Source organism: Rahnella aquatilis CIP 78.65 = ATCC 33071, from assembly GCF_000241955.1.
Taxonomy (GTDB): domain Bacteria; phylum Pseudomonadota; class Gammaproteobacteria; order Enterobacterales; family Enterobacteriaceae; genus Rahnella; species Rahnella aquatilis.
Genome location: NC_016818.1, coordinates 3,406,866 through 3,433,683, shown reverse-complemented (window position 1 = coordinate 3,433,683; position 26,818 = coordinate 3,406,866). Strand labels below are relative to the sequence as shown.

Annotated in this window: 22 protein-coding genes; 12 read left to right on the top strand and 10 right to left on the bottom strand. The window is 53.3% G+C overall.

Translation table 11 applies throughout. The annotated features are described in order from the left end of the window. Window positions 1–309 precede the first annotated feature (309 nt). The 4 genes from nagE to RAHAQ2_RS15510 all read left to right on the top strand — a co-directional run bounded on the left by nagE (window position 310) and on the right by RAHAQ2_RS15510 (window position 6,406). Entirely contained in the window at window positions 310–2,340 is a 2,031-nt protein-coding gene (nagE, locus tag RAHAQ2_RS15525; protein WP_037040037.1) for an N-acetylglucosamine-specific PTS transporter subunit IIBC, read from the top strand. A gap of 192 nt (window positions 2,341–2,532) precedes the next feature. After that, window positions 2,533–4,203, top strand: coding sequence for a glutamine--tRNA ligase (gene glnS / locus RAHAQ2_RS15520; protein ID WP_015698143.1), 1,671 nt, complete (start codon window positions 2,533–2,535; stop codon window positions 4,201–4,203). A 483-nt stretch (window positions 4,204–4,686) separates the two neighbouring features. Beyond that, window positions 4,687–6,057, top strand: a complete 1,371-nt coding sequence (gene chiP, locus RAHAQ2_RS15515) for a chitoporin ChiP (protein WP_037040035.1) — start codon at window positions 4,687–4,689, stop codon at window positions 6,055–6,057. 13 nt (window positions 6,058–6,070) lie between these two features. Then, window positions 6,071–6,406: a ChiQ/YbfN family lipoprotein gene (locus RAHAQ2_RS15510; protein WP_037040033.1), complete on the top strand. Its 336-nt coding sequence runs from the start codon at window positions 6,071–6,073 to the stop codon at window positions 6,404–6,406. Between the two features lie 139 nt (window positions 6,407–6,545). Here RAHAQ2_RS15510 and fur read toward each other — a convergent pair whose 3' ends face one another. Continuing rightward, window positions 6,546–7,001: a ferric iron uptake transcriptional regulator gene (gene fur, locus RAHAQ2_RS15505; RefSeq protein ID WP_015698140.1), complete on the bottom strand. Its 456-nt coding sequence runs from the start codon at window positions 6,999–7,001 to the stop codon at window positions 6,546–6,548. Between the two features lie 312 nt (window positions 7,002–7,313). Then, window positions 7,314–7,841: a flavodoxin FldA gene (gene fldA / locus RAHAQ2_RS15500; protein WP_013576468.1), complete on the bottom strand. Its 528-nt coding sequence runs from the start codon at window positions 7,839–7,841 to the stop codon at window positions 7,314–7,316. A gap of 420 nt (window positions 7,842–8,261) precedes the next feature. Between fldA and RAHAQ2_RS15495 the strand changes: the two genes are divergently transcribed. Next, window positions 8,262–9,926 carry a methyl-accepting chemotaxis protein gene (locus tag RAHAQ2_RS15495; protein ID WP_015698139.1) on the top strand — a complete coding sequence of 555 codons (1,665 nt, stop codon included), beginning with the start codon at window positions 8,262–8,264 and terminating at the stop codon, window positions 9,924–9,926. 76 nt (window positions 9,927–10,002) lie between these two features. On the opposite strand, the gene ybfE is transcribed toward RAHAQ2_RS15495, so the two are convergent. Together ybfE and ybfF are read right to left on the bottom strand one after the other, a co-directional pair. Continuing rightward, complete coding sequence (gene ybfE / locus RAHAQ2_RS15490) at window positions 10,003–10,284, bottom strand: LexA regulated protein (protein ID WP_037040030.1); 282 nt, start codon at window positions 10,282–10,284, stop codon at window positions 10,003–10,005. A 262-nt stretch (window positions 10,285–10,546) separates the two neighbouring features. Beyond that, on the bottom strand, window positions 10,547–11,329 hold the full coding sequence (gene ybfF / locus RAHAQ2_RS15485; RefSeq protein ID WP_037040027.1) for an esterase: 783 nt from the start codon (window positions 11,327–11,329) through the stop codon (window positions 10,547–10,549). Between the two features lie 241 nt (window positions 11,330–11,570). On the opposite strand from ybfF, the gene seqA reads away from it, so the two are divergent. The 3 genes from seqA (at window position 11,571) to RAHAQ2_RS15470 (ending at window position 14,692) form a co-directional block, all read left to right on the top strand. Further along, the gene (seqA, locus tag RAHAQ2_RS15480; protein ID WP_015698136.1) at window positions 11,571–12,125 is read left to right on the top strand and encodes a replication initiation negative regulator SeqA; all 555 of its coding nucleotides are present in this window, start codon (window positions 11,571–11,573) and stop codon (window positions 12,123–12,125) included. A 24-nt stretch (window positions 12,126–12,149) separates the two neighbouring features. Beyond that, window positions 12,150–13,793 (top strand): phosphoglucomutase (alpha-D-glucose-1,6-bisphosphate-dependent), encoded by a 1,644-nt coding sequence (gene pgm, locus RAHAQ2_RS15475; RefSeq protein WP_015698135.1) that lies wholly within the window; start codon window positions 12,150–12,152, stop codon window positions 13,791–13,793. 182 nt (window positions 13,794–13,975) lie between these two features. Continuing rightward, entirely contained in the window at window positions 13,976–14,692 is a 717-nt protein-coding gene (locus RAHAQ2_RS15470; RefSeq protein ID WP_015698134.1) for a PadR family transcriptional regulator, read from the top strand. On the opposite strand, the gene kdpE is transcribed toward RAHAQ2_RS15470, so the two are convergent. The 6 genes from kdpE to RAHAQ2_RS25050 are packed head-to-tail and all read right to left on the bottom strand — an operon-like array spanning window position 14,682 to window position 22,591. Next, window positions 14,682–15,371, bottom strand: a complete 690-nt coding sequence (gene kdpE, locus RAHAQ2_RS15465) for a two-component system response regulator KdpE (RefSeq protein WP_015698133.1) — start codon at window positions 15,369–15,371, stop codon at window positions 14,682–14,684. The two genes, RAHAQ2_RS15470 and kdpE, sit on opposite strands and share 11 nt — an antisense overlap. After that, a complete protein-coding gene (kdpD, locus tag RAHAQ2_RS15460; protein WP_015698132.1) occupies window positions 15,368–18,064 on the bottom strand; it encodes a two-component system sensor histidine kinase KdpD in 2,697 nt (898 codons plus the stop codon). Before kdpD ends, kdpE begins: the two co-directional genes overlap by 4 nt. 26 nt (window positions 18,065–18,090) lie before the next feature. Next, window positions 18,091–18,684: a potassium-transporting ATPase subunit KdpC gene (gene kdpC / locus RAHAQ2_RS15455; protein ID WP_015698131.1), complete on the bottom strand. Its 594-nt coding sequence runs from the start codon at window positions 18,682–18,684 to the stop codon at window positions 18,091–18,093. A gap of 18 nt (window positions 18,685–18,702) precedes the next feature. Then, the gene (kdpB, locus tag RAHAQ2_RS15450) at window positions 18,703–20,769 is read right to left on the bottom strand and encodes a potassium-transporting ATPase subunit KdpB (protein ID WP_015698130.1); all 2,067 of its coding nucleotides are present in this window, start codon (window positions 20,767–20,769) and stop codon (window positions 18,703–18,705) included. A gap of 43 nt (window positions 20,770–20,812) precedes the next feature. Beyond that, window positions 20,813–22,501 carry a potassium-transporting ATPase subunit KdpA gene (gene kdpA, locus RAHAQ2_RS15445; protein WP_015698129.1) on the bottom strand — a complete coding sequence of 563 codons (1,689 nt, stop codon included), beginning with the start codon at window positions 22,499–22,501 and terminating at the stop codon, window positions 20,813–20,815. Beyond that, window positions 22,502–22,591 carry a K(+)-transporting ATPase subunit F gene (locus RAHAQ2_RS25050; protein WP_071823630.1) on the bottom strand — a complete coding sequence of 30 codons (90 nt, stop codon included), beginning with the start codon at window positions 22,589–22,591 and terminating at the stop codon, window positions 22,502–22,504. Between the two features lie 409 nt (window positions 22,592–23,000). On the opposite strand from RAHAQ2_RS25050, the gene RAHAQ2_RS15440 reads away from it, so the two are divergent. From RAHAQ2_RS15440 to RAHAQ2_RS15425, 4 genes are all read left to right on the top strand, one after another. Continuing rightward, window positions 23,001–23,207 (top strand): YbfA family protein, encoded by a 207-nt coding sequence (locus tag RAHAQ2_RS15440; RefSeq protein WP_015698128.1) that lies wholly within the window; start codon window positions 23,001–23,003, stop codon window positions 23,205–23,207. A gap of 181 nt (window positions 23,208–23,388) precedes the next feature. Continuing rightward, complete coding sequence (locus RAHAQ2_RS15435; protein ID WP_015698127.1) at window positions 23,389–24,342, top strand: YbgA family protein; 954 nt, start codon at window positions 23,389–23,391, stop codon at window positions 24,340–24,342. Window positions 24,343–24,352: 10 nt separating this feature from the next. Further along, window positions 24,353–25,783, top strand: coding sequence for a deoxyribodipyrimidine photo-lyase (gene phrB, locus RAHAQ2_RS15430; RefSeq protein WP_015698126.1), 1,431 nt, complete (start codon window positions 24,353–24,355; stop codon window positions 25,781–25,783). 33 nt (window positions 25,784–25,816) lie between these two features. Beyond that, window positions 25,817–26,800, top strand: a complete 984-nt coding sequence (locus RAHAQ2_RS15425) for an MBL fold metallo-hydrolase (protein WP_015698125.1) — start codon at window positions 25,817–25,819, stop codon at window positions 26,798–26,800. Window positions 26,801–26,818 lie beyond the last annotated feature (18 nt).

Here is a 26,818-nt window from a genome sequence, read left to right as displayed (position 1 = left end):
CAGAAAGCAGTTTTGGGTTCAGGGCGGTCTTGTTAAGCGTAAACCACCGCAACGGTTTATGACTGGCACAATGCCGCCTGGATTTTTTTAATGATAAAATAAGTTTGGTGTCTTGACCAGTGTGATGGCATGTTATGACCTCTTTTTGGTGACAATTCTCACAAAAAGAGAGGTTTTAATTTGCGATACGAAATAATCTTTTTACACTCGCAATCGCAGTTGGTTAAATCGGAACGGTAAATGTAAAAGGTAGTAAACATACTAATTAAACTACTTTGGTGATTCGCTTACGGGCGAGTAGGGGGAATGTTGAATATATTGAGTTATCTACAAAAGATTGGCCGGGCATTAATGGTGCCTGTTGCTACGTTACCGGCCGCCGCCATCCTCATGGGCGTCGGCTACTGGATCGACCCTGTGGGCTGGGGTGGAGACAATGCGCTGGCGGCATTTTTCATTAAATCTGGCTCCGCCATCATTGAAAACATGTCCGTACTGTTTGCGATCGGTGTGGCGTATGGCATGTCCAAAGACAAAGACGGTGCAGCGGCACTGACTGGTTTTGTCGGTTTCCTGGTTCTTACCACGCTGTGTTCGCCTGCAGCCGTGTCAATGATTCAGAAGATCCCGTTAGACCAGGTGCCGACGGCGTTTGGTAAAATCAATAACCAGTTCGTGGGTATCTTGGTCGGTATCATTTCTGCTGAGTTATACAACCGCTTCAGCCATGTCGAGTTGCCGAAAGCGCTGTCATTCTTCAGCGGTCGTCGTCTGGTTCCGATCCTCACTTCTTTCCTGATGATCATCGTTGCCTTCATCCTGATGTATATATGGCCTCTGATTTTCAACGCTCTGGTGACCTTCGGTGAGCATATCCAGCAACTGGGTTCTGCCGGTGCGGGGATCTACGCCTTCTTCAACCGTTTACTGATCCCGGTCGGCCTGCATCATGCACTGAACTCCGTGTTCTGGTTTGATGTTGCAGGCATTAACGATATTCCTAACTTCCTCGGTGGTCAGGAATCTATCCAGTCAGGTAAAGGGGTGGTGGGTATCACCGGTCGTTATCAGGCGGGCTTCTTCCCGATCATGATGTTCGGTCTTCCGGGCGCTGCACTGGCGATTTACCACTGCGCACGTCCTGAAAACAAAGCAAAAGTTGCCGGTCTCATGCTGGCTGCTGCTTTTGCTTCCTTCTTTACCGGTATTACCGAACCGCTGGAGTTCTCCTTCATGTTCGTTGCACCGGTGCTGTATGTGATCCACGCCGTCCTGACCGGTATTTCGGTCTTTATCGCAGCAAGCATGCACTGGATTGCCGGTTTCGGTTTCAGCGCAGGTTTGGTGGATATGGTGCTGTCTTCCCGTAACCCGCTGGCGACTCACTGGTACATGCTGATCCCGCAGGGTCTGGTGTTCTTCGTGATTTACTATGTGGTGTTCCGTTTCACCATCCAGAAATTCAACCTGCTGACCCCGGGTCGTGAACTGGCAGTGGCCGGTGACGAAGCTGACGGTTACGACGTTGATGTGGAAACTGCTGGCAACAAAGGTGATGAAACCGTTGCTCTGGCACGTCGTTATATCAGTGCTATTGGTGGTTCAGACAACCTGACCGGCATTGATGCCTGTATTACCCGTCTGCGTCTGAACGTGAAAGACTCAGCACTGGTCAACGACGGACTGGCGAAACGTCTGGGTGCTTCAGGGGTTATCCGCCTGAATAAACAAAGCGTGCAGGTGATTGTCGGTACCCGTGCCGAAATCATTGCCGGCGCAATGCGTACCGCACTGAATGCTGGCCCGATTGCTGCGGCTACCGCAACACCGGCTGCGCCAGTGTCTGAAGTCAAACCTCAGGCAAACAGCGTGAAAGCCGTAGTGGAAACTCTGGTGTCTCCGGTTACCGGTGACATCGTGGCGCTGGATCAGGTGCCTGATGAAGCCTTTGCCAGCAAAGCGGTGGGTGATGGTGTCGCCATCCGGCCTACCGATAAAATTGTTGTGTCGCCAGCGGCGGGCACTGTGGTGAAAATCTTCAATACCAATCATGCGTTCTGCCTGGAAACCACTTCCGGTGCTGAAATCGTGGTGCATATGGGGATTGATACCGTTGCGCTGAACGGTCAGGGCTTTACCCGCCTGGTCGAAGAAGGGGCAACCGTCACTGCCGGTCAGCCAGTGCTGGAACTGGATCTGGATTACCTGAACGCCAACGCGCGCTCAATGATCAGCCCGGTCGTCGTCAGCAATATTGATGATTATACCGGTGTGACGTCACTGGCCAGCGGTTCTGTGGTAGCCGGTCAGACCAAACTGTTCGACATCCAGGGCAAATAATCCTGCAGATGGCATAACAGGTCGACATAGTGACTGCGGGAAGAGAGCGATCTCTTCCCGCTTTTTATTGTCTGAGGACAGAGGCAGCAGAGATAACCACGATTTTATGCAACTAACGGTTGTTTCCCGACGTGGCTTGTTGGAACATAAGCGGTTATCCGTAGAGTCAATGTTGCGTAGAGGAATTGCACAATGAGTGAGGCTGAAGCCCGCCCAACAAATTTTATCCGTCAGATTATTGATGAGGATCTGGCGACCGGGAAACACAATACTGTTCACACCCGTTTCCCGCCTGAGCCTAATGGCTATCTGCATATCGGTCATGCGAAATCCATCTGCCTGAATTTCGGCATTGCGCAAGACTATCAGGGGCAGTGCAATCTGCGTTTTGACGATACTAACCCGGCAAAAGAAGACATCGAATTCGTTGAGTCGATCAAACGCGACGTCCAGTGGTTAGGTTTCGACTGGAGCGGCGATATTCATTATTCCTCGGACTACTTTGATCAGTTGCATGCTTACGCGCTGGAACTGATCAACAAAGGTCTGGCGTATGTTGATGAATTGTCTCCTGACCAGATCCGTGAATATCGCGGTTCACTGACGTCGCCGGGTAAAAACAGCCCGTACCGCGATCGTACCGTGGAAGAGAACATTGCGCTGTTTGAAAAAATGCGTAACGGTGAGTTCGCCGAAGGCGCGGCGTGTCTGCGTGCAAAAATCGATATGGCCTCGCCATTCTTCGTGATGCGTGATCCGGTTCTGTACCGTATTAAGTTCGCAGAACACCACCAGACCGGTAAAAAATGGTGCATCTACCCGATGTACGATTTCACCCACTGCATTTCCGATGCGCTGGAAGGGATCACCCATTCGCTGTGTACGCTGGAATTCCAGGACAACCGTCGTCTGTACGACTGGGTTCTGGATAACATTTCTATTCCATGCCATCCGCGTCAGTACGAATTCTCCCGTCTGAATCTCGAATACTCCATCATGTCCAAGCGTAAGCTGAACCTGCTGGTGACGGATAAGATTGTTGAAGGCTGGGACGATCCGCGTATGCCGACGGTTTCAGGTCTTCGCCGCCGGGGGTATACCGCGGCTTCTATCCGTGAATTCTGCCGTCGCATCGGCGTTACCAAGCAGGATAACAACGTCGAAATGATGGCGCTCGAATCCTGCATCCGTGACGATCTGAACGAGAACGCACCGCGCGCCATGGCGGTTATCAATCCGGTTAAAGTGATTATTGAAAACTTTACCGGTGATGATGTGCAGATGGTGAAGATGCCGAACCATCCGAATAAACCGGAAATGGGTACCCGCGAAGTGCCGTTCACCCGTGAGATTTACATTGATCAGGCGGATTTCCGTGAAGAAGCCAACAAGCAGTACAAGCGTCTGGTGTTGGGCAAAGAAGTGCGTTTGCGTAATGCCTACGTGATCAAAGCGGAACGTATCGAGAAAGACGGAGAGGGGAATATCACCACGATCTTCTGTTCATACGATATTGACACGCTGAGTAAAGATCCTGCTGATGGCCGCAAGGTGAAAGGCGTGATCCACTGGGTTTCCGCTTCAGAAGGTAAACCGGCTGAGTTCCGCCTGTATGACCGCCTGTTCAGTGTTGCAAATCCGGGGCAGGCAGACGATTTCCTGACCACCATCAATCCGGAATCTCTGGTGATTGCGCACGGTTTTGTCGAACCGTCCCTGGTGGCTGCTCAGGCTGAAATCAGCCTGCAGTTCGAGCGTGAAGGCTACTTCTGTGCTGACAGCCGCTATTCCAGCGCGGAACATCTGGTGTTCAACAGGACCGTTGGCCTGCGCGATACGTGGGAAAGCAAACCGGTCGCATAAAAGTCATCGCGATAAGGTTTTAAAACGCAGCTCAGGCTGCGTTTTTTTATATCTGCGTTTTATTTCTCCCGGAAGAAATTTTGTTTTTCGACGCGAATTAATGCGTTTCCAACACTTGCATTTTAAATGCTTTCTTCATGTGTTTTCATTTGCTGAAACGTTTTAATTGTTAGAAAATTACAGTTAATTAATTGTTTTTATTAATTATTTATATAAGCCATCTGTTTAATCCTTTCCTAAGACGTGATGTTACAATTTTTCATTTTTATGTGCACTTTGTCATATTTCGATGATTAATGATTAATTACTCATTGATAATTCGCGCCGCGAAAAATACTCTTAATCCTGATTTAACCGGTTCGTCTCTGGCGGCCGATTTTGATACCCGTTTGGGTTTTTGCACGAAATTTTTAGTCAAAATGAGGAATCTCTATGCACAAGCACCGTAACAGGGGTGGGGGATCGGCTTACCTGAAACCTGCCATGTATTCTCTCGCCGGCACCTTACTGGGTGGCGGAATGATGTTTTCACCAGAGGCCCAGGCGGCCGGTTTTATTGATGATTCAACGCTGACGGGGGGCGTGTATTACTGGCAGCGTGAACGTGACCGCAAGGATATGGATCCGACAAGTAACAGCTACAAAGACTATACAACCAACCTTTCGCATTCTACCGCTAACCTGAATCTCGATTTTTCTTCCGGGTATGCCTGGGACATTTTTGGTGTTGATATCGCGGCCTTTACGGCGATTGAAATGGCCGAGAGCAGCGAGAGCGGACATCCCAACGAAATCGCTTTTTCCAACAGCAACCGCGCTTACGACGAAGATTACTCGGGTGATAAAAGCGGGGTCAGCCTTTATAAGGCCGCCGGTAAATTCAAATACGGCGGATTCTGGGGGCACGCGGGCTATATTCAGCCTACCGGACAGACACTGATCGCGCCGCACTGGAGCTTTATGCCGGGTACCTATCGCGGTGCAGAAGCCGGTTATAAACACGATTTCGGTGAGCCGGGTGAGCTGAGTTTCTCCTATATGTGGGCTGACGAATATAAATCGCCGTGGCATCTGGAAATGGATGATTTCCGCCAGAATGACCAGAAAACCGGCGTTTCTTATATTCACTCGCTCGGGGCAAAATATGATTTTAAAAATGACTTCGTGCTGGAAGGCGCATTTGGCCAGGCGGAAAGTTATGTCGATCAGTATTTTGCTAAAGCCTCGTACAAAATGGATCTGCTGGGCAATCCGCTGACCACCAGCTATCAGTTCTATGGCGCAGAAGACCGTATCAGTGATAAGAACGATCCGAACAGTTTGTACGATGGTCTGGCATGGTTGCAGGCGCTGACCTTCGGCTATACCACCGGTCAGTTTAACTGGCGACTGGAAGGGACAATGGTCAAAGCGGAAGGGAATCAGGGTTACTTCCTGCAGCGCATGACCCCGACTTATTCTTCCTCAAATGGCCGTCTTGATGTGTGGTGGGACAACCGCTCGGACTTCAACGCCAACGGGGAAAAAGCACTGTATGCAGGCGTATTGTATGACCTGGCGAAATGGGATTTACCGGGTTTGGCATTCGGTGGCTCATATGTTTATGCGTGGGATGCCAAACCGAGTACCAACGCTGCTTACGACCAGAGCCAGCGCCTGAAAGAAAGCGCCTGGAGCCTGGATGCGCTGTACACCCTTCAGGAAGGTCGCGCGAAAGGTACGTTATTCAAACTGCATTACACCCAGTACGACAACCATTCGGATATTCCGAGCTGGGGCGGCGGGTACGGCAATATCTTCCAGGATGAAAAAGACGTGAAATTCATCGTTATCGCTCCATTCACTATTTTCTGAGGTCGCTATGTCGATGAATAAATTACTGATGATCGTGGTTTCGGCTGTTCTGCTGGCCGGTTGTGCGCCAACCACCGATCAGGTACAAATATCCCAAACGCGGGAAGATTATCGTACCTGTATCAATACGTCGGAAGGTAATCCGGACAAACTGGCTTCCTGTCAGGTGTTACTGAATAAACTGAAACAGGAAAAGGCCCACCAGCAATTTGCGGAACAGGAAACGGTGCGTGTGGTGGATTACCAGCGCTGTCTGACGGCGCGTAAAACCGGTAATGGTCAGGCGTATGCAGCAGATTGCGGAAAGATATGGCAGGAAATCAGCGCCAATAATTCTCCGCAACCGTGAATCAAACAGGCATCAATCAAACCCCGGCTGCCGGGGTTTTTTATGTCTGCTGTCAGCGCAAAATCCACGCATAAAAAAACCGCTTTTCAGCGGTTAATTAATTCAGAGCCTGTGCGGCAACGAGGTTGCCCTGTGCATATTAATGCGCAGGTTTATCGTTGTGCAAAGATTCATCTTCGCGGCAATCGCCTGCTTCACAGTGGCCGTACAGGTACAAACTGTGGTTGGTGAGCTTGATACCGTGTTTTTTAGCAATCTCACGCTGACGGCCTTCAATGTACTCGTCACGGAATTCGATCACACGTCCGCAATCGAGGCAGATCAGGTGATCGTGGTGATGTTGCTGAGTCAGTTCGAATACGGACTTGCCGCCTTCGAAATTATGACGCGTAACGATACCGGCATCGTCGAACTGGTTCAGGACACGGTAGACCGTCGCCAGACCGATTTCTTCACCCATATCAATCAGTTGCTTGTAAAGATCTTCCGCACTAACGTGATGACCTTCCGGCGCTTGCAGCACTTCCAGGATTTTGAGGCGCGGAAGCGTGACTTTTAAGCCAGCTTTCTTCAGTGCGGTGTTGTTGTCAGTCATGCGGATTCAGTCCTGTTACTATGTGCTAATCAAGTTGAGGCATGCAGCCTGTGGCATCGGCGGCACAAAATTATTCGTTTAATCTCTTCGTTTAACGCAATGTGCCAATTCTCGTCAACGACAGCCTGTTAATAAAGATCACAAATTGCCGGTCACATTTGGAATGCAACGACTTGATCAATAGAAAAAACAGAGGAACTCAGTGTACCTTGATATGACCGAAAGTTACAATTTTGTAGCAGTTAAATTGTTAATTTCAGTAATAGTTTGGCCCTTCAATTGTAGAATAAATCCTCAGGGCCAACAGGGTTTTTAGCCAATAATTTCAGAAAGGCTGAGTTCTTCTGTGATCTGCTTCACCCAGGCATCAACGCGTTCGCTGGTCAGTTCCGGCTGACGATCTTCGTCAATTGCCAGTCCGATGAAGTGCTTATCATCAGCCAGGCCTTTAGAGGCTTCGAAGTGGTAACCTTCGGTAGGCCAGTGTCCGACAATCACTGCGCCGCGTGGTTCAATGATATCGCGCACGGTGCCCAGCGCGTCGCAGAAATATTCGGCGTAGTCTTCCTGATCACCGCAGCCAAACAGTGCAACCAGCTTACCTTCGAAATCTATCTCTTCCAGCGTTGGGAAAAAGTCGTCCCAGTCACACTGCGCTTCACCGTAATACCAGGTTGGAATACCGATTAGCAAAATATCGAATTTTTCCAGATCCTCTTTGCTGCTCTTCGCAATGTCATGCACCTCTGCAACATCTTTACCCAATTGCTTCTGGATCATTTTTGCGATGTTTTCGGTGTTACCTGTATCGGATCCAAAGAAGATACCTACAACGGCCATAAGATTACCTAACCTCTTGTTCTCAATGAAGTGCTCTGCAACGCAGGCAATAATAATGCAGATGATAGCAAACTCGTGCGGCGGAGAATATGTTTCTGCCCGCCTTCTTAACTGGGAAATAAGTTTATCGGGCAATATTTTTAAGTGTTATCGCCTTTGTGTGCTTTGACGTGTGACGAATTAACCACAGGTTTTATAGGGTCAACGCAAATTTGAGAAATAAGTCGTCACAATACTAAATTTCGAGAATATTCCGCCGATAGATGATGCGGGAGCAATCTCAACATAATAAAGAAATCGATGCCCGGAGAGGTGTTCAAACATGTCCTGGGGCACTTGCCTGCGGGTTACCTGTCTTGATTCTCCGCATCCCCGTCAATCCTCAGGCCAGAAACAGACATGTTTCGAGAGAGGCATATCGTGCAGTTTTTAAAAAATATCACCATCAGGGCCGCTTTATTAACCATTCTTGGTATCTTTTGCGTCATGTGGGCATGCGTGTCCCTTTACACCGTTACCTCACTGGACACACTGACGCAAAATACCAAAAACAGTACTGAGCTGGTCAACAATATGGCGCTGATCAATAAAGGCAATGATCAGTACTTCCGTACCGTGACGCGCATGAGCCGCGCCGTCGCACAGCTTCAGGCCGATCCGTCAAAAGGCCCGGAAATTTTTGATAGCGCAAAACAATCACTCAACGGGCTGACGCAGGCGCTGGCCAGCTTTAAAGCGGCACCGCATCCGGGGCTGGAAGATGCTTCCGTGCAGGAATTAATCACCAGCTGGGAAAATCTGATCACGCAGGGCGTCACGCCATTGTTTGACGCAGCCCGCAGCAACAACATGGAATCCTATAACCAACTGACCAATTCCACCGTGCCTGCGCTGAGCCGCAGCTTTGGCTCATCGATGGAAAAAGTCAGCGGTCAGATCGCTGTCGATTTTGATGCGGCGCAACGGCAATCTACCCATCTGACCTCATTCAGCAAAGTGATTCTGCTGACGGCATTTGGTATCGGGCTGGTGATTTTATTGCTGACTGATCGCTATCTGGTGATGGCGCTGGTGAAACCGCTGGATAAAATCCGCGATCACTTCGCGGTGATCGCCAGCGGCGATCTGACGCTTTATCTGGATGAGTTCGGTAAAAACTGCGCCGGTAAGCTGATTCCGTTGCTGAACGAGATGCAGTCGAGCCTGGTTAATACCGTTCAGACCATCCGCAACTGCACCAATCACATCTATCAGGGCGCGTCAGAAATTTCTGCCGGGAACAACGATTTATCTTCCCGTACGGAAGAACAGGCGTCTGCCCTGGAAGAAACCGCTGCCAGCATGGAACAACTGACGGCTACCGTGAAACACAATGCCGATAACGCGCATCACGCCAGCCAGCTGGTCATGGAAGCTTCTACCACCGCACAGAAGGGCGGCAACATCGTCGCGGACGTGGTCAGCACCATGAAAGATATCTCCGGCAGCTCAAAGAAAATTGCTGAAATCACTTCCGTGATTAACAGTATCGCTTTCCAGACCAACATTTTGGCGCTGAACGCCGCAGTAGAAGCGGCACGTGCGGGCGAACAGGGGCGTGGTTTTGCCGTGGTGGCCAGCGAAGTGCGCAGTCTGGCACAACGCAGTGCGCAGGCAGCGAAAGAAATCGAGCAACTCATCAGCGAATCAGTTTCCCGCGTTGACAGCGGTTCGAAACTGGTTGAAAACGCCGGTCAGACGATGAATGAAGTGGTGCGCTCAATTACGCATGTCACCGACATCATGGCGGAAATCGCCTCTGCCTCCGATGAGCAAAGCAAAGGGATCAGTCAGGTGGCTGTCGCTGTCACAGAAATGGACAGCGTCACACAGCAGAACGCCGCATTGGTAGAACAGGCGTCGCAGGCTGCGGTATCGCTGGAAGAACAGGCTTCATTGCTCAACAACGCCGTCGCCACCTTCAAGCTGAAAGACAGTGTGACCAGCGTCGGTTCACGTCCGGCGAAGTCGGTTTCGGCGCCATTATTGCGTCCGGATACCGGCAGGCTTTCGGCGAAAAGTGCAGAAAACTGGGAAACGTTCTGAGTGGGAAGGCATGAAGTAGCGGGGAATAAGTAAGAAAAAACAAACGGGTAGCCTGAGAGGGTTACCCGTTTTTCAATCAACCTTCATGACCGTTAAGATGTGAGAGCAGCATCTCTTCAATCAATTCGCTACGACTGATATTGCGTTCTTCTGCCAGCTTATTGAGCATATCAACAGCATCGGCGTTTATTTTCAGCTCCACACGACGCAGGCCGCTCGCTTTATCACGGCGTAACTGGTTGCGCTTATTGATCCTGAGCTGTTCATCACGGGATAGCGGATTTGTTTTTGGACGCCCCGGACGGCGGTCATCTGCGAACAGATCAATCGTCGTGCGATCCAGTTGTTCTTTTGCCATAGGTAGCGGTACAACCAGGGAAGTTTTTACATCGGAAAACGGCAAGCCGGTTCCTGACGAGCGTTTCACACATTTCGGGCTAAGAAACCCTGACCCAATTTACCTCCCGCGACTCACTGTGAGCAAAACGGGGCGGCAAAATTATAGCGCGCAATCATACACTGGCGCGCCAGGGGTTCACAACGCCTGATTACCCTGATTTCATGATAACTTTCTCAGTTGTGCAGACTTTTTGCACAATTTATCCCCAGGATGTTCAACCTCAGGCCGCATCGATGAAACGGTGCACAGCGCGCAGTACCGCATCGGGTTTTTCCGCATGTACCCAATGACCGGCTCCCGCCACCACATGCGCTTTGGCCTGCGGGAACTGGCGGGCAATTGCGTCGCGATATTCATCCTGCACATACGGCGACAACCCGCCACGGATAAACAATGCCGGAAGATCCCACGGCGGCACGTCTTCCCAGCCGGTAATGGTTTCGTATTCACTGAGCAGCACGGGCACGTTGAAGAGCCATTCGCCCTGGCGGAATGATTTGAGCAGGAACTGGATCACACCGTCTTCCTTTATATACTTGCGCATACAGTCGGTGGCAGATGTGCGGTCACGAAGCCCTGCGTCGGTCACGGCGTTAATGGCCGCGAAAATCTCATCATGACGACGCACATGATAATCCACCGGGGCGACATCAATGGCGACCAGCTTTTCGATGCGATCGGGGATCAGCGCCGTCAGCGCCATCGCCGTTTTTCCGCCCATTGAATGGCCAATAACAATGATTTTTGGGAAACCAACAGCATCCAGTGTTTCCACTAAATCCTGCGCCATGGCGGCGTAAGACATGTCATCAGAACGTCCGGACTGGCCGTGATTACGCAAATCCACCTGTAACACGTTATGCTGTTGTCTCAGGTCACGGGCCAGAATGCCCAGATTATCAAGGGTGCCGAACAATCCGTGGATGAGCAAAACCGGCAGTGCACTGCTGCCAGCGACTTCAGATCCCTGCAGGCGATAATGTAATTTCATAGCGAAGTTCATACAGATAAACAATCTCATTAGGTTATCATGACTTGCGGATAATTTTTTAGAACAGAAAGTTTCTGCCAGATGCCTGAGCGGGATTTGACTACCAGGAGCAGAACGGGCCGGAGCCTGCATGCAGCAAAATCGGGAAGTTGTCTGGATTTTACTTCGCGGCGCAATTCCCCTGTTTGTTACTGCGTAGAAATTTGTATAATCCTTTTGAATGAATTAAGTAGAAAAACAGTACTGGATAAAGATGAAAACTATTGAGGTTGACGAAGAACTCTACCGCTACATTGCCAGCCACACGCAAGCAATCGGTGAAAGTGCGTCTGATATTTTACGCCGTATGTTGAAGTTTACTGCCGGTCAGACCGCTCCTGCCGCCCCAGTGAACACTACTGTTATCGCCGGAACTGTCGCGCAGGAAAAACCTGCCGCCGCTGCCGCACCGACGTCGCGTGATAAAGTCCGCGCCGTTCGTGAACTGCTGCTGTCCGACGAATACGCAGAACAGACTAAAGCGGTTAACCGTTTTATGCTGATCCTCTCGACCTTGTATACCCTGAACCCTAAAGAATTTGCGACGGCGACCGACTCTCTGACCGGGCGCACGCGGACTTATTTTGCCGGTGACCAGCAGACCTTGCTGCAAAACGGCATTCATACCAAGCCTAAACACGTTCCCGGAACGCCGTATTGGGTTATTACGAATACCAACACAGGTCGCAAACGCAGCATGATTGAACACATCATGCAGTTCATGCAGTTCCCGGCGGAACTGACTGATAAAGTATGCGGCACCCTCTAATTTCAGCGTAAGGGAGAAGCGCCAGTGGCTAATCACCCCCGTGCAGGGCAACCTGCTCAGCAAAGCGATTTGATCAATGTGGCGCAGTTAACGTCACAGTATTACGTTCTGCAACCGGATCCGGCAAACACGGCGCATGCTGTGAAATTCGGCACGTCCGGCCATCGCGGTAGTGCGTTGCGTCACAGCTTTAATGAAGCGCACATCCTGGCGATTGCTCAGGCGATTGCCGAAGTGCGTAAAGAGCAGGGCACCACCGGCCCGTGCTACGTGGGTAAAGACACGCACGCGCTGTCCGAACCGGCATTTATCTCTGTGCTGGAAGTGCTGACCGCCAATGGTGTGGATGTCATTGTTCAGGAAGATAACGGGTTCACGCCGACACCGGCCGTGTCTCACGCGATTCTGACCCACAACCGCAACGGCGGCGTGCTGGCGGATGGCATCGTTATCACGCCTTCGCATAACCCGCCTGAAGATGGCGGCATCAAATATAACCCGACCAACGGCGGCCCGGCAGATACCAATCTGACCTCCGTGATTGAGAAACGCGCTAACGCATTGCTGGCCGCGAAACTGACAGGTGTGAAACGTCAGTCTCTGGATCTGGCGTGGAAAAGTGGTCATCTTGTAGCGAAAGATCTGGTTCAGCCGTTTATCGAAGGGCTGACCGATATCGTGGATATGGCCGCGATTCAGAAAGCCGGTCTGAAACTGGGTGTGGATCCGCTCGGCGGTTCAGGTATCGAATACTGGAAGCGCATCGCAGAGCATTACAAACTGGATCTGACGCTGGTGAACGATGAAGTCGATCAGACTTTCCGTTTCATGCATCTCGATCACGACGGTGTGATCCGCATGGACTGCTCGTCTGAATCGGCAATGGCCGGTCTGCTGGCACTGCGTGATAAATTCGATCTGGCCTTCGCCAATGACCCGGATTATGACCGCCACGGTATCGTGACACCTGCCGGACTGATGAACCCGAACCATTATCTGGCGGTGGCGATTCAGTATCTGTTCCAGCACCGTCCGCAGTGGGGCAAAGACGTTGCCGTCGGTAAGACGCTGGTATCGAGTGCGATGATTGACCGCGTAGTAGAAGATTTGGGCCGCAAGCTGGTGGAAGTGCCGGTCGGGTTCAAATGGTTCGTTGATGGCCTTTTTGACGGCAGCTTTGGTTTTGGTGGCGAAGAAAGTGCAGGGGCTTCTTTCCTGCGTTTCGACGGCACACCGTGGTCAACCGACAAAGACGGTATCATCATGTGCCTGCTGGCAGCGGAAATCACCGCGGTCACCGGCAAGAATCCGCAGGAACATTACAACGAGCTGGCGGCCCGCTTTGGCGCACCAAGCTACAACCGTATTCAGGCGTCTGCGACCCACGCACAGAAAGCCGCGCTGTCTAAACTTTCTCCTGAACAGGTGAAAGCTGACACGCTGGCCGGTGACCCGATCACCGCCCGTCTGACCAACGCGCCGGGTAACGGTGCGTCCATTGGCGGCCTGAAAGTAATGACCAAAAACGGCTGGTTTGCGGCACGTCCGTCCGGCACAGAAGAAGCCTACAAAATCTATTGTGAAAGCTTCCTCGGTGCTGAACACCGTGAACAAATCGAGAAAGAAGCGGTAGAAATCGTCAGCAAAGTGCTTGCCGACGCGAAATAAGCTGTTTTCTTCTTCTCATCAAAAGCGCTGATTATTCAGCGCTTTTTTTTTGCCCGTTTCTTGCCGGAAGATCAGATGTAAAAAGAGTTATCTAAATTCGTTTTTCGGCTTGCCAGTTTCTGAAAACCGATCTAGTTTAGATATATCGAAATAATTCGATATATCTAAAAAGGGCATAAAATATGTTTAGCAAAATGTTTGAAGGCCGCCATCGCGGTCACGGTAGCCGGGAAGAAGGGCATCGCGGTCATTGCCGTCATGAATCTGCTTTTGGTGATCACAGTGAGCGTTATGCGCTGCGTCGTGATGGTCGTCACCGCGGGGAGGACCGGGGTGAGGAAGGGGATGAACGTCGCGGGCGTGGCGAAGGCCGTCGCGGCGGTCGTGGCGAGCGCGGTGTGCATCGTCTGTTTGAACATGGTGACTTACGTCGCGTGCTGCTGGCGCTGGTGGCGAAAAAACCGAGCCATGGTTATGAGCTGATCAAAGCGATTGAAGAGGCATCTTCAGGTCTTTATGTGCCAAGCCCTGGCGTGATTTATCCGACGCTGACGCTGCTGGAAGAGCAGGATTTCCTCGAGCCTGTCGCCACCGGTAATGGCCGGAAAAGCTATCAGATCACCGAGGCCGGTAAAGTGGAACTGGCGCAACATCAGGCGGTGGTTGATGCGATTTTTGCCCGTCTGGCTGGCGCGCAACGTCCGCGTGAAAACAACCTGGCAGAGGGGATCCATGAATCCATGCACCGCCTGCGTCACGCGCTGCGCGGCAACATGATGCGTGCGGATTTAACGCCGGAACAGGTGGTGCGGGTGAGTGCGATTTTGCAGCAGGCCGCAGAAAGTCTGGAGGCCGAGTTCGGCGAAACCAAACCGGACGCTGACAAACCTAAGGCATAAAGCGATAGCCCACGCCGGTTTCGGTCAGTAAATGACGCGGCCGGGTGGCGTCGGCTTCCAGTTTCTGGCGCAAATGCCCCATGTAGATGCGCAGATAATGACTGTGTTCGACATAATTCGGGCCCCACACGTGGCTCAGTAACTGACGCTGAGTAATGACTTTGCCGCTGTTCGCCAGCAGTTCGGCCAGCAGGCGAAACTCAATCGGCGTCAGATGACAATCTTCACCGTTACGCTGTACGCGCCGGTTGATCAGGTCTACCGTGACATCTGCAAATGTCACCAGCGGGCTTTCCTGCGTGCTGCCCGTATGGCGGCGAAGTGCCACACGAACCCGCGCCAGCAGTTCACCGACGCCAAACGGCTTGGTGAGAAAATCGTCGGCACCGGCATCCAGCGCGGCAATCTTGTCTTCTTCGCGGGTGCGCGCCGACAGCACAATAATCGGGATGGCACTCCAGTGGCGCAAATCGCGAATATATGTCAGGCCGTCACCGTCCGGTAGACCGAGATCAAGAATAATCAGATCCGGTTTTCGTGTGCCGGCCTCAATCAGCCCGCGTTGCAGCGTCTCGCTTTCAAACACCCGCCAGCCTTCCGCCTCCAGTGCCGTGCGCACAAAGCGGCGGATCTCTTTTTCATCTTCAACAATTAAAATATTTACCGGCGTTGCGCTCACGATACCTCGTCAATGTCTGATTCCATGTCACTTTCCATTTCCGGTAACGCCTCAAGCGGCAGCCTGAAACGAAAACGCGCACCGCCGTCCGGGCCATTTTCCGCCCATATCCGTCCGTCGTGCACCTCAATAATGGCACGACAAATCGCTAATCCCAAGCCCACACCCGGAATGGCGGATTCTTTATTACCGCGGGCGAATTTGTCGAAAATGCTGTGCTCGGCGCCAGCCGGAATACCGGGGCCATTATCCCAGACTTCCATCTCCAGCCATTCATCCAGCGGCGTGGCTTTAATGCCTATCGTCGCACCGGTTCCGGCATATTTATGGGCATTTTCCAGCAAATTGATCAGCACCCGTTCGATCAGGCTGGCGTCGCAGTTAACCAGCACCATTTCCTTCGGCAAATCAATTTCGATGTTGTCGTGCACCAGCACCGGTTCGAGCATCCGCAGCGCGCTGCCGGTAATTTCTTCCACCGACTGCCACTCTTTACGCAGATTAAATCCGCCGGACTGAATGCGCGCCATATCCAGCAGATTATTCACCAGCCGTGTGGTGCTCAGTACTTGCTGGCGGATCTGGCTGGCCTGCGGTGCGTGCTTCGAGCCTTCCGATGCCAGATCCAGCGTGAGGATTTCCGCCTGCCCGAAAAGCACCGTCAGCGGTGTACGTAAATCGTGGGAAAGTGCAGAAAGCAGCGAGTTACGCAGTTGTTCGCGTTCGGTTTCCAGCCGCGCCGTTTCCGCACTGGCGGCCAGATGCAGGCGCTCGAGCGCATTGGCAATCAGTACGGTAAAGGTCTGCAACAGACGCTGCTGTTCCGGTACTAACAGCTGACGGATATTCGGTGGTTCGACCGCCAGCAGGCCGCGCGACTCCCCGGATGCAATCAGCGGCAGAAGCTGGTACGGCACGCCGGGCAGGGTATCGGTGCCCGCACCGGCTGGCAGTTTTTTGTCGAAACTCCAGCGGGCGATAGCGTCATCTACCACAATCGAGGTGATTTCACCGGCAGGCTGCGCCAGTTCACCGTTCTCCTGTGGCAGCAAAATGGCAGTTTTGGCATTCAGACTGGAAGAAATAAAGTGACGGCTGGTTTGCGCGATGGCTTCCGGTGTCAGCGACTGACTCAGCCCTTTGGACATTTCATACAGATGCTGCGCACGTTTTTCACGGTGACGGGCAATACGCGCCTGATAACGCACGCCTGCGGTCAGATTCCCGATGAGAATGCCGACAATCAGCATCACGCCGAAGGTCACCAGATATTGCGCGTCAGTTACCGCCAGCGAACCGCGTGGCTGGACGAAAAACAGATCAAAGCTGACGACGTTAATCACCGCCGCCAGCACTGACGGCCAGCGGCCATAAAACAGTGCAACAATCACCACGCCGAGCAGATACACCATCACCAGATTGGCCTGATCGAAGGTCGGCAGCAGCCATTGCGACATCATGGTAATCACCGCACACAGCGCCACGGCCAGCGCACAGCCCCACAACTGGCGGCTGAAACGGTCAGCGAAAGTGCGTGAGTCCTGTTCTTTACGGGCAGTGTTTGGCGGCGCATCTTCCAGACCGACGACGATTAAATCGAGGTCGGGCGCAATTTCCGCCAGCTTATCAGCAAAACTGGTGCTGAATTTCCAGCGCTTTTCACGGCGGCGGCCGGTCATGATTTTGCCCAGACGATGCTCGCGGGCATAACGCAAAATCGCCTGTTCTTCCTGAGGATCGGAGAGGGTGGCCGTTTCTGCCCCCAGTTCCTGCGCCAGTTTCAGGGAATGCAAAATGGCGCGGCGCTGGCCTTCAGGCAAACGGTGCAGGCGCGGGGTTTCGACATACACTGCGTGCCAGACGCAACCGAGGCGCGCAGCCAGGCGCGAGGCGACGCGGACTAATTTCTCGTTGCCACCGCCATGACCGATACACAGCAGCAGCGCATCACGGATATGCCAGACACGGTTGACGCCCTGATCGTCGCGGTATTCGCGCATCTGATCGTCAACCCGGTCGGCGGTGCGGCGCAGGGAAAGCTCGCGCAGGGCGATCAGATTGCCTTTACGGAAGAAGTGTTCGATGGCACGTTCGGCCTGACCGGGGATATAAACTTTGCCTTCTTTCAGGCGCTGACGCAGGGAATCGGGAGGTAAATCTACCAGCACCACTTCGCTGGCGTCATCAAACAGACGGTCGGGAACCGTTTCACGAATAATGATGCCGGTGACGCCGCTGACCACATCGTTCAGGCTTTCCAGATGCTGAACGTTCACGGTGGTAAACACGTCGATACCGGCATCGAGTAACTCTTCGACATCCTGCCAGCGTTTCGGATGGCGCGAACCGGCGGCATTGCTGTGCGCCAGTTCGTCCATCAGGATCAGGGCAGGGCGGCGGGCCAGCGCGGCGTCGAGATCAAACTCCTGCACCTGGCGACCACGGTGGTGAATGCGTTTCGGCGGTAACAGAGAAAGCCCCGGCAACAGCGCCTGCGTTTCCTGCCTTCCGTGGGTTTCCACCACGCCCACCAGCACGTCGAGGCCGGTGGCGCGCAGACGCTGTGCTTCCTGCAACATAGCAAAAGTTTTCCCGACGCCCGCACAGGCGCCGAAAAAGACTTTCAGTTGCCCGCGTGGCTTCTCATTAGCGAGCGCCAGCAGGCTGTCCGGATCGGGGCGGTCTTCTGTCATATCATCCTGTCTGGTGGGGTGATGAATTAGTTTGCTTTCCGTTCATCCAGCGCTAAGTTCAGTCCGAGCACGTTTACGACGTCGGGGCCGAGGTAACCAATCAGCGGTGATGATGTATTATCATCAATCAATTTATTCACTTGCGCCAGTGGCAGCCCGCGTGCGGCAGCAATGCGCGGAGCCTGCCATTGCGCGGCCTCAACGGAAATCTGCGGATCCAGTCCGCTGCCGCTGCTGGTCACCAGATCCACCGGCACCGTCGCCGGGCTTTGCGGATTGGCTTTGCGCAGCGCCGCCACGCGGTCTTTCACCGCCTGATCCAGCGCCGGGTTACTGGCCGCCAGATTACTGCCCGCTGATGCCATAGGATTGTACGGCGAATCGGACGTCACCGAAGGACGGCCCCAGAAATAATCATTGCGGGTAAAATTCTGCCCGATCAGTTCTGAGCCAATCACTTTATTGCCACTGTCTTTAATCAGTGAACCCATCGCCTGCGGGCGGAATACCAGCTCTGAAACGCCGGTGGTCAGCAGCGGATATACCACGCCGGTTGCCAGCGTCAGCAGAACCGTCATCACCAGAGCCGGGCGAACATAGGACATTCTTGTTACGGACATAATGGTCTTCCTCAAAAATCAGCTCAGATGTAAAACGGTCAGGATCACGTCGATCAGCTTGATACCGGCGAACGGCACCAGCAGACCACCTGCACCATAAATCCACAGGTTACGACGCAGCAGCGCAGCGGCACTCATGGCTTTATAGCTCACCCCTTTCAGCGCCAGCGGGATCAGGAACACAATTACCAGCGCGTTGAAAATGACCGCCGACATAATGGCCGAAGCCGGAGAATGCAGATGCATGACGTTCAGCGCATTCAGTTGCGGATAGGTCGCTGCGAACGCCGCCGGAATAATGGCGAAATACTTCGCCACGTCGTTAGCGATACTGAAGGTGGTCAGCGAGCCGCGCGTCATCAGCATCTGTTTACCGATATGCACCACTTCAATCAGCTTGGTCGGATTGGAATCGAGATCGACCATGTTCCCGGCTTCCTTCGCGGCCTGCGTCCCCGAGTTCATCGCCACTGCGACATCAGCCTGCGCCAGCGCGGGTGCATCGTTGGTGCCGTCGCCGGTCATCGCCACTAAACGGCCTTCTGACTGATACTGACGAATCAATGCCAGTTTGGCTTCCGGCGTGGCTTCTGCCAGAAAATCATCGACCCCCGCTTCGGCGGCAATGGCGGCAGCCGTCAGGCGGTTATCGCCGGTGATCATCACCGTTTTGATGCCCATTTTGCGCAGCTCGGCAAAGCGTTCCTTAATGCCGCCTTTGACGATATCTTTCAGTTCCACTACGCCCAGCACTTTCGCGCCTTCGGCGACCACCAGCGGCGTACCGCCTTTACGCGCCACGGTTTCCACCAGGCCATCGACAGCTTTCGGGAAGGTCCCGCCGTTGGATTCCACATGACGGCGGATGGCATCGACGGCCCCTTTACGGATACTGCGCTCACCGACATTAACGCCGCTCATGCGGGTTTGTGCGGAGAAGGGCACAAAGGTCGCATTCAGCGAATGAATGTCGCGTTCGCGCAGGTTAAAGCGCTGCTTGGCCAGCACCACGATACTGCGGCCTTCCGGCGTTTCATCGGCCAGGGACGATAACTGCGCGGCATCGGCCAGTTCCTGTTCCGTCACCTGCGGCGCGGGCAGGAACTGCGATGCCTGACGGTTACCCAGCGTGATGGTGCCGGTTTTATCCAGCAACAGCACATCCACGTCACCGGCGGCTTCCACCGCACGGCCACTGGTCGCGATGACGTTAGCTTCCAGCATGCGGCTCATGCCCGCCACGCCGATAGCCGACAGCAACCCGCCAATGGTTGTCGGGATCAGACACACCAGCAGCGCGACCAGTACGGTCACTGTGACCGGGATGCCCGCATGACTGGCGTCAACGCTGAACAGTGAGAACGGATAGAGCGTGGCGGTGGCCAGCACGAACACCAGCGTCAGCGCGACCAGCAAAATGGTCAGCGCCACTTCGTTTGGCGTCTTGCGGCGTTTTGCGCCTTCGACCATCGCAATCATACGGTCAAGGAAGGTATCGCCGGGGTTGGCTGAACACTCGACCACCAGCCAGTCTGACAAGACGCGTGTGCCGCCGGTGACCGAGGAGAAGTCGCCGCCGGACTCGCGGATCACGGGCGCAGACTCACCGGTAATGGCACTTTCATCCACTGACGCACCGCCGATCAGCACTTCACCGTCGCACGGCACGGTATCACCCGCTTCGATCAGCACGTAATCGCCTTTACGCAGGGTATCGGCAGCGACTTTAATCACCGGCGATTCAGGGCGCGGTTCGTAGATTTTTTTCGCCCAACTGGTTTTCTGCACGCCTTTAAGACTCTGCGCCTGTGCCTTGCTGCGGCCTTCCGCCAGTGCTTCGGCAAAGTTGGCAAACAGTACGGTAAACCACAGCCACAGCGACACGCTGCCGGTAAAAGCCGCGCTGCCGTCGGTGCGGTGCATCAGGATTGCCAGCCAGATAAGCGTGGTCAGAATGCTGCCCAGATACACCACGAACATCACCGGATTGCGCCACTGAACGCGGGGATCCAGCTTTTTCACCGAATCCAGCAGGGCAGTGCGGATCAGACGGGGTTCAAATAACGCACGTTGTTTACGACTCATCTTTTTAGTCTCTATATTCATCAGTTCAACGAGTTACGCAGCATTACTGTGCTGACCAGACCTGCAAATGTTCCGCCACCGGCCCCAGCGCCAGCGCCGGAATAAAGGTCAGTGCGCCGACTAACAACACGGTGCCGACCAGCAGACCGATAAACAGCGGGCCGGATGTCGGTAAGGTGCCGTTGCCTGCCTGCTGGCGTTTTTTCATCACCAGCGAACCGGCAATCGCCAGCACCGGAATGATGACGCCGAAGCGGCCGAAGAACATGCAGACTGCCAGCAACAGGTTGTAGAACGGTGTATTAACGCTCAGCCCGGCAAACGCACTGCCGTTGTTATTGGCGGCGGAAGACACGGCATACAGCACTTCACTGAAACCGTGCGCGCCGGGGTTTAAAATCCCTGCGCGACCGGCGTCGGTGACCAGCGCCAGCGCTGTGCCGAGCAGCACCAGCGTCGGTGTCACCAGGATGGCCAGTGCGGTCATCTTCATGTCGTAAACATCGATTTTCTTACCGAGATATTCCGGTGTGCGGCCAATCATCAGCCCGGCGATAAACACCGTCAGCAGCACGAACAGCAGCATGCCGTACAGGCCGGAACCCACGCCGCCGAACACCACTTCACCAATCTGCATCAGCCACATCGGCACCATGCCGCCGAGTGCCGTAAAGGAATCGTGCATGGCATTGACTGCACCGCATGAGGCTGCCGTGGTGACAACGGCGTACAGGCTGGAGGCCAGAATGCCGAAGCGGCTTTCCTTACCTTCCATATTAAAATTGCTGCTGGCACCAAGAGCCATCAGATGCGGATTGCCTTTGAGTTCGGCGTACATCACCACCACCACCGACACCACGAAGATCACTGACATCGCCCAGACCAGTGCGTGGCCCTGACGGTTGTCACCGACCACACGGCCAAATGCGAAACACAGCGCGCAAGGGATAATGAAGATCGCCAGCATCTGCACCATATTGGTCAGGGCTGTCGGGTTCTCAAACGGATGGGCTGAGTTGGCACCGAAGAAGCCGCCGCCGTTGGTGCCGAGCATTTTGATCGCTTCCTGAGAAGCCACTGGTCCCATAGGTAAAGTCTGTTGCAGGCCTTCCAGCGTGGTGATGTGCTGATACGCTTCGAAGTTTTGCAGCACACCCTGACTGACGAAAAACAGTGCCAGCAGGAAAGCCACTGGCAGCAACAGATACAGCGTGATGCGCCATAAATCCGTCCAGGCATTGCCAATGGTTTGAGCTGAAGGGCGCGCAAAAGCGCGGATCAGGGCAAACGCTACGGCGATACCCGTCGCTGCGGAGAGGAAGTTTTGCACGGTGAGCCCGACCATCTGGCTGAGATAGCTCAGCGTGCTTTCGCCGCTGTAAGCCTGCCAGTTAGTGTTGGTCACGAAACTTACCGCAGTGTTAAAAGCCAGATCCCATGACAACCCGCCGAAATGCTGCGGGTTCATCGGCAATGCGCCTTGAGCCATCAGCAACGCCATCAGCACGACAATGCCCAGGATGTTAAATACCATGATCGCCAGCGCGTACTGCCACCAGTTCATTTCAGCATTGCTGCTGCCAGACGTGCGTAAAACACCGTTTTCTATGCGCTGAATAAATGCGCCGGGCTGTCCTTCAATCAGTTGAGCAATAAAGTTACCCAGTGGTTTTGCCAGCAGCAAAAGCACCAGCATAAAACTGGCAATCAGTAAGAATCCGGTTGCGGCCATTTAAAAATCCTCCGCATTCAGCAGGGCATAAACCAGATAGCCGAGCAGCAGAAGAACCAGTAACGCGCCGCAGATTACGCCAACACTCACAATCCACCTCCACAGGTGTGTTTTTATGTTGTGGCGAGAATAAGGAAAGGCAGGAAAAGATCCTGAAAAGAAACGAGGCCAGCGTGTAAAAAAAGTATAAAAATTCCTTCGTCCTTGAAACCCCAGCGGCGTTACCTGCGCTCAATAACCCGAATCACTGACCTGAGTCAGCTCATCGGGATTCTTTCGCTGGGTGCCTTGCTGTGACTCCAATGACTTAGGAATTAGTGATTAACTTTAATTACGTATTTATTTAACCATTCTGTAACTCAATTACAGCGACAGGCCAAATTTGGCGAAAATTTACACTTTTAAGTGGTCAGATGAGTAGTAAAATTTCATCAGTTGCGGTATATTTTTCACAACTTACAGTTTCCGAAAACTTTCCAAACTTCACAGGAGCAACGCGATGAATGATTACACGCCATACACAATGACCCGCATACTGGCCCGCCGCGCTTTTGTTATCGCTGCCGGTATTCTGGCCCTGCCGGTCATGCTGTTCCGTGCTGACCGTGCCCGTTTTAACAGCTATTTGCACCGCGTCTGGATGAAAACCAGCGATAAACCGGTGTGGCTGAGTCATGCCGAGATGGCGACACAAGATTTCTATTAAGTTAGCTCCCTCCCCTGCCAAGGGGAGGAGCCAAAAACCTCGTTCCTCCAACGGGGTTTTTTATTGCCTGCCGATAAACTTGTACAACATTATTTTTATGTATAACTTGTGCTAAAGTTATATATAAGGGTGATGAATTAATGCCGCCTCTCTTTCCTTCTTTCAACGCAAGGCGCAGACAATGACGAAAACAATTCCGATTGGTATCAGTGCGTGCCTGATGGGTGAAAATGTCCGCTTTGATGGCGGGCATAAACGTCTGGCGTTTGCCGTAGAGCAACTGGCGCCCTATGTGCGGTTCGAACCGATTTGTCCGGAAATGGCGATCGGCCTGCCGACGCCGCGTCCGGCGCTGCGCCTGGTGAAAATGGATGACAGTATCGTGATGCGTTTCAGTAACGATGAGAGCGTTGATGTAACCGAAAAAATGCAGCAGTACGCCGAAAAACGCGTGGCACCGCTGACCGGCCTGTGTGGTTATATCGTCTGTGCAAAATCCCCGAGCTGCGGGATGGAGCGGGTGCGGGTGTACAGCGCCAATGGTAAAGATGCCAAAAAGTCCGGTATCGGGATATATACCGCCGAGCTGATGAAACAACATCCGTGGCTGCCGGTAGAAGAAGACGGGCGGCTCAACGATCCGGTGCTGCGTGAGAATTTTGTTGAGCGCGTTTTTGCGCTGTTTGAGTTGAACCAGCTTCGCGAAAGCGGCCTGACGCGCGGCAAACTGATGGCCTTCCACAGCCGTTATAAACTTATTCTGCTGGCCCATTCTCAGCCGGAATACCGTGAGCTGGGGCGTTTTGTCGCCGCGATGGCAGAGTGGGATTCTCTCGATAACTACTTTGACGAATACCGCCTGCGGCTGATGAACCTGTTGAGCCACAAAGCCACGCGCCGTAATCACACTAACGTGCTGATGCATGTGCAGGGGTATTTCCGCAAACAGCTGAGTTCGCCGCAGCGTCAGGAACTGGCCGGGCTTATTGACCGTTACCGTCAGGGCATGCAGCCGTTGCTGGCCCCGATCACTTTGCTCAAACATTACCTGTCGGAATATCCGGACGCTTATCTGGCTGACCAGCGTTATTTCGAGCCTTATCCGGAAGCGTTAAAACTTCGATACGGACATTAAAAGGGAAAATATGACCACGCATTTAGTCTGGTTCCGCAATGACCTGCGGATAACCGACAATCGCGCGTTGCATGCCGCCTGTGAAGACCCGCAGGCGCGTGTTATTGCTGTATTTGTTGCCACGCCGGAACAGTGGAAACGACACGAAATGGCACCGCGTCAGGCGATGTTTATTTATCAGCATCTTCAGGCGCTACAGCATGCCCTGGCTGAACGGGGCATTGTGCTGCATTATCACCAGTGCGATGATTTTGCTGACAGCGTGGACTGGCTGAAAGATTTCTGCAAAGCCGAAAAGGTGGACACTCTGTTTTACAATAAACAGTATGAAATCAATGAGCGTCAGCGGGATGCGGCGCTGGAGAACGCGGTCAGCGAATCTGTACTGTGCCATGCTTTTGACGACAGCCTGCTGTTGCCACCGGGTTCCGTGATCACCGGAAACGGCGAAATGTATAAGGTTTATACGCCGTTTCGTCGGGCGTTTTTATCGCGCCTGACCGAATCTGACAGCCGTTCTTTACCAGCGCCGCCAGCCCGTGAACATGCCGGAAAAGTGATGATGCACCGGCTGATGCCGTTCGATTATCCGCTGGCGGATATCGGCGATGATTTCGCTGTTGGCGAAGACGCGGCGCGCAACCAGCTACGTAGTTTTTGCCGCGAACAGGTGCAGGATTATCTCGGGCAGCGTGATTTACCGGCCGTCGACGGCACCAGTTCATTGTCGCCGTATCTGGCGATTGGCGTGCTGTCACCGCGCCAGTGTCTGAACCGTCTGCGAACGGAATGCCCGCAGGTGCTGGAGAAAACCGACAGCGGCGCATTTGGCTGGCTGAATGAACTGGTGTGGCGCGAGTTTTACCGTCATCTGATCGTCGCCTGGCCGAAACTTTGCAAACATCAGCCGTTCGTCGGATGGACTGACAACGTACGCTGGCGTCACGCGCCGGAGGATTTACAGGCGTGGAAAGAAGGCAAAACCGGTTATCCGATTGTCGATGCGGCCATGCGTCAGCTAAATGCAACGGGCTGGATGCATAATCGCCTTCGTATGATAGTTGCCAGTTTTCTGGTGAAGGATCTGTTAATCAACTGGCGTGAAGGTGAACGCTATTTCATGACGCAACTTCTGGATGGCGATCTGGCCGCCAATAACGGCGGCTGGCAGTGGGGCGCATCTACCGGCACAGACGCCGCGCCGTATTTCCGTATTTTTAATCCGACAACACAGGGTGAACGTTTTGACAAAGCCGGACGCTTTATCAAAGCCTGGGTGCCGGAATTATCGGATGTGCCGGAAAGAGACATTCATCAACCGCATCGCTGGGCGGAAAAACATCGGCGCGTGTTAGACTATCCGCTGCCGGTTATTGATCACGCACAGGCGAGAAAAGACACGCTTGCGGCTTTTGAGGCGGCAAAAAACCGGTCAGACTGATTTTATACACTCACCACGACAAGGAGCGATGTGATGAAAAAATACCTGCTGGCGCTGATGCTGGCATGCGGGGCGGGCCAGGCCAATGCGGCATTTGATGTTGTGGCGCTCGGTGTGAACGGCGGCGTCGAAGAAGGTAATCTCACCTCCTACCTGATCAGAAGTGATGATCAAAAACTCTATCTCGGGCTGGATGCCGGTTCTGTTTTGCCGGGCATCCGTAAGGCACTGGATAAAGGCAGTTTCCCGCAGGTCACCGCTGAAAATGCTGCGCCCCTGACCCCGCAGGGTGAGGTTTTCCGCAACCTGATTGGCGGATACTTTATCAGTCACGGTCATCTCGACCATCTGGCTGGGCTTATCATCAGTTCGCCGGAAGACAGCAAAAAACCGATTTACGGCACGGCGGATACTATCGGCACGCTGCGTCAGCATTATTTCAATGGCCGCGTCTGGCCGAACTTTACCGACTCCGGCAGTGGTTTACGTATCGGCACCTATCGCCTGAACCAGCAACGCCCGGCGCAGCGTTTCTCCCTCGGTCTGACCGGTCTGGACGGCAATATTTACCCGCTCAGCCACGGCGGTACGCCATCCAGTATGATTCTGGTGAGCCGTAATAATGCGTCGTTTGCCTTTTTTGGCGATACCGGCCCGGATGAAGTCGAAAAATCGAAGAATCTCGATACCGTGTGGCGCATGCTGGGCGATGAGATGAAAGCGAAACGCCTGAAAGGGCTGATTATCGAAACATCATATCCCGATGGCGTGCCCGACGGCAAACTGTTCGGGCATCTGACGCCGGGCTGGCTGCTGAAAGAGCTGGGATATTTGCAGGGATACGCAGGCGGCGAGGGCGCGCTGAACGGCCTGACGGTGATTATCAGCCACGTTAAACCGAGCCTGAAAGCCGGTGCAGATCCTGAAAAAGAGATCATGGCGCAACTGGAAAAAGGCAATAAGTTTGGCGTGAAGTTTGTCAGGATGGCGCAGGGTGATAAATTAGAGATCAAATAGATCTATCCATTAATAACG

Bases quoted from the DNA above. Each gene is read 5' to 3' on its own strand.
- kdpB (WP_015698130.1), bottom strand. From the start codon at position 20,769: ATGAGTCGTAAACAACGTGCGTTATTTGAACCCCGTCTGATCCGCACT.
- ybfE (WP_037040030.1), bottom strand. From the start codon at position 10,284: ATGGCAAAAGAACAACTGGATCGCACGACGATTGATCTGTTCGCAGAT.
- RAHAQ2_RS15440 (WP_015698128.1), top strand. From the start codon at position 23,001: ATGAATGATTACACGCCATACACAATGACCCGCATACTGGCCCGCCGC.
- chiP (WP_037040035.1), top strand. From the start codon at position 4,687: ATGTATTCTCTCGCCGGCACCTTACTGGGTGGCGGAATGATGTTTTCA.
- RAHAQ2_RS15510 (WP_037040033.1), top strand. From the start codon at position 6,071: ATGAATAAATTACTGATGATCGTGGTTTCGGCTGTTCTGCTGGCCGGT.
- kdpD (WP_015698132.1), bottom strand. From the start codon at position 18,064: ATGACAGAAGACCGCCCCGATCCGGACAGCCTGCTGGCGCTCGCTAAT.
- phrB (WP_015698126.1), top strand. From the start codon at position 24,353: ATGACCACGCATTTAGTCTGGTTCCGCAATGACCTGCGGATAACCGAC.
- RAHAQ2_RS15425 (WP_015698125.1), top strand. From the start codon at position 25,817: ATGAAAAAATACCTGCTGGCGCTGATGCTGGCATGCGGGGCGGGCCAG.
- fldA (WP_013576468.1), bottom strand. From the start codon at position 7,841: ATGGCCGTTGTAGGTATCTTCTTTGGATCCGATACAGGTAACACCGAA.
- fur (WP_015698140.1), bottom strand. From the start codon at position 7,001: ATGACTGACAACAACACCGCACTGAAGAAAGCTGGCTTAAAAGTCACG.
- kdpA (WP_015698129.1), bottom strand. From the start codon at position 22,501: ATGGCCGCAACCGGATTCTTACTGATTGCCAGTTTTATGCTGGTGCTT.
- RAHAQ2_RS15470 (WP_015698134.1), top strand. From the start codon at position 13,976: ATGTTTAGCAAAATGTTTGAAGGCCGCCATCGCGGTCACGGTAGCCGG.
- kdpC (WP_015698131.1), bottom strand. From the start codon at position 18,684: ATGTCCGTAACAAGAATGTCCTATGTTCGCCCGGCTCTGGTGATGACG.
- ybfF (WP_037040027.1), bottom strand. From the start codon at position 11,329: ATGAACTTCGCTATGAAATTACATTATCGCCTGCAGGGATCTGAAGTC.
- RAHAQ2_RS15435 (WP_015698127.1), top strand. From the start codon at position 23,389: ATGACGAAAACAATTCCGATTGGTATCAGTGCGTGCCTGATGGGTGAA.
- glnS (WP_015698143.1), top strand. From the start codon at position 2,533: ATGAGTGAGGCTGAAGCCCGCCCAACAAATTTTATCCGTCAGATTATT.
- seqA (WP_015698136.1), top strand. From the start codon at position 11,571: ATGAAAACTATTGAGGTTGACGAAGAACTCTACCGCTACATTGCCAGC.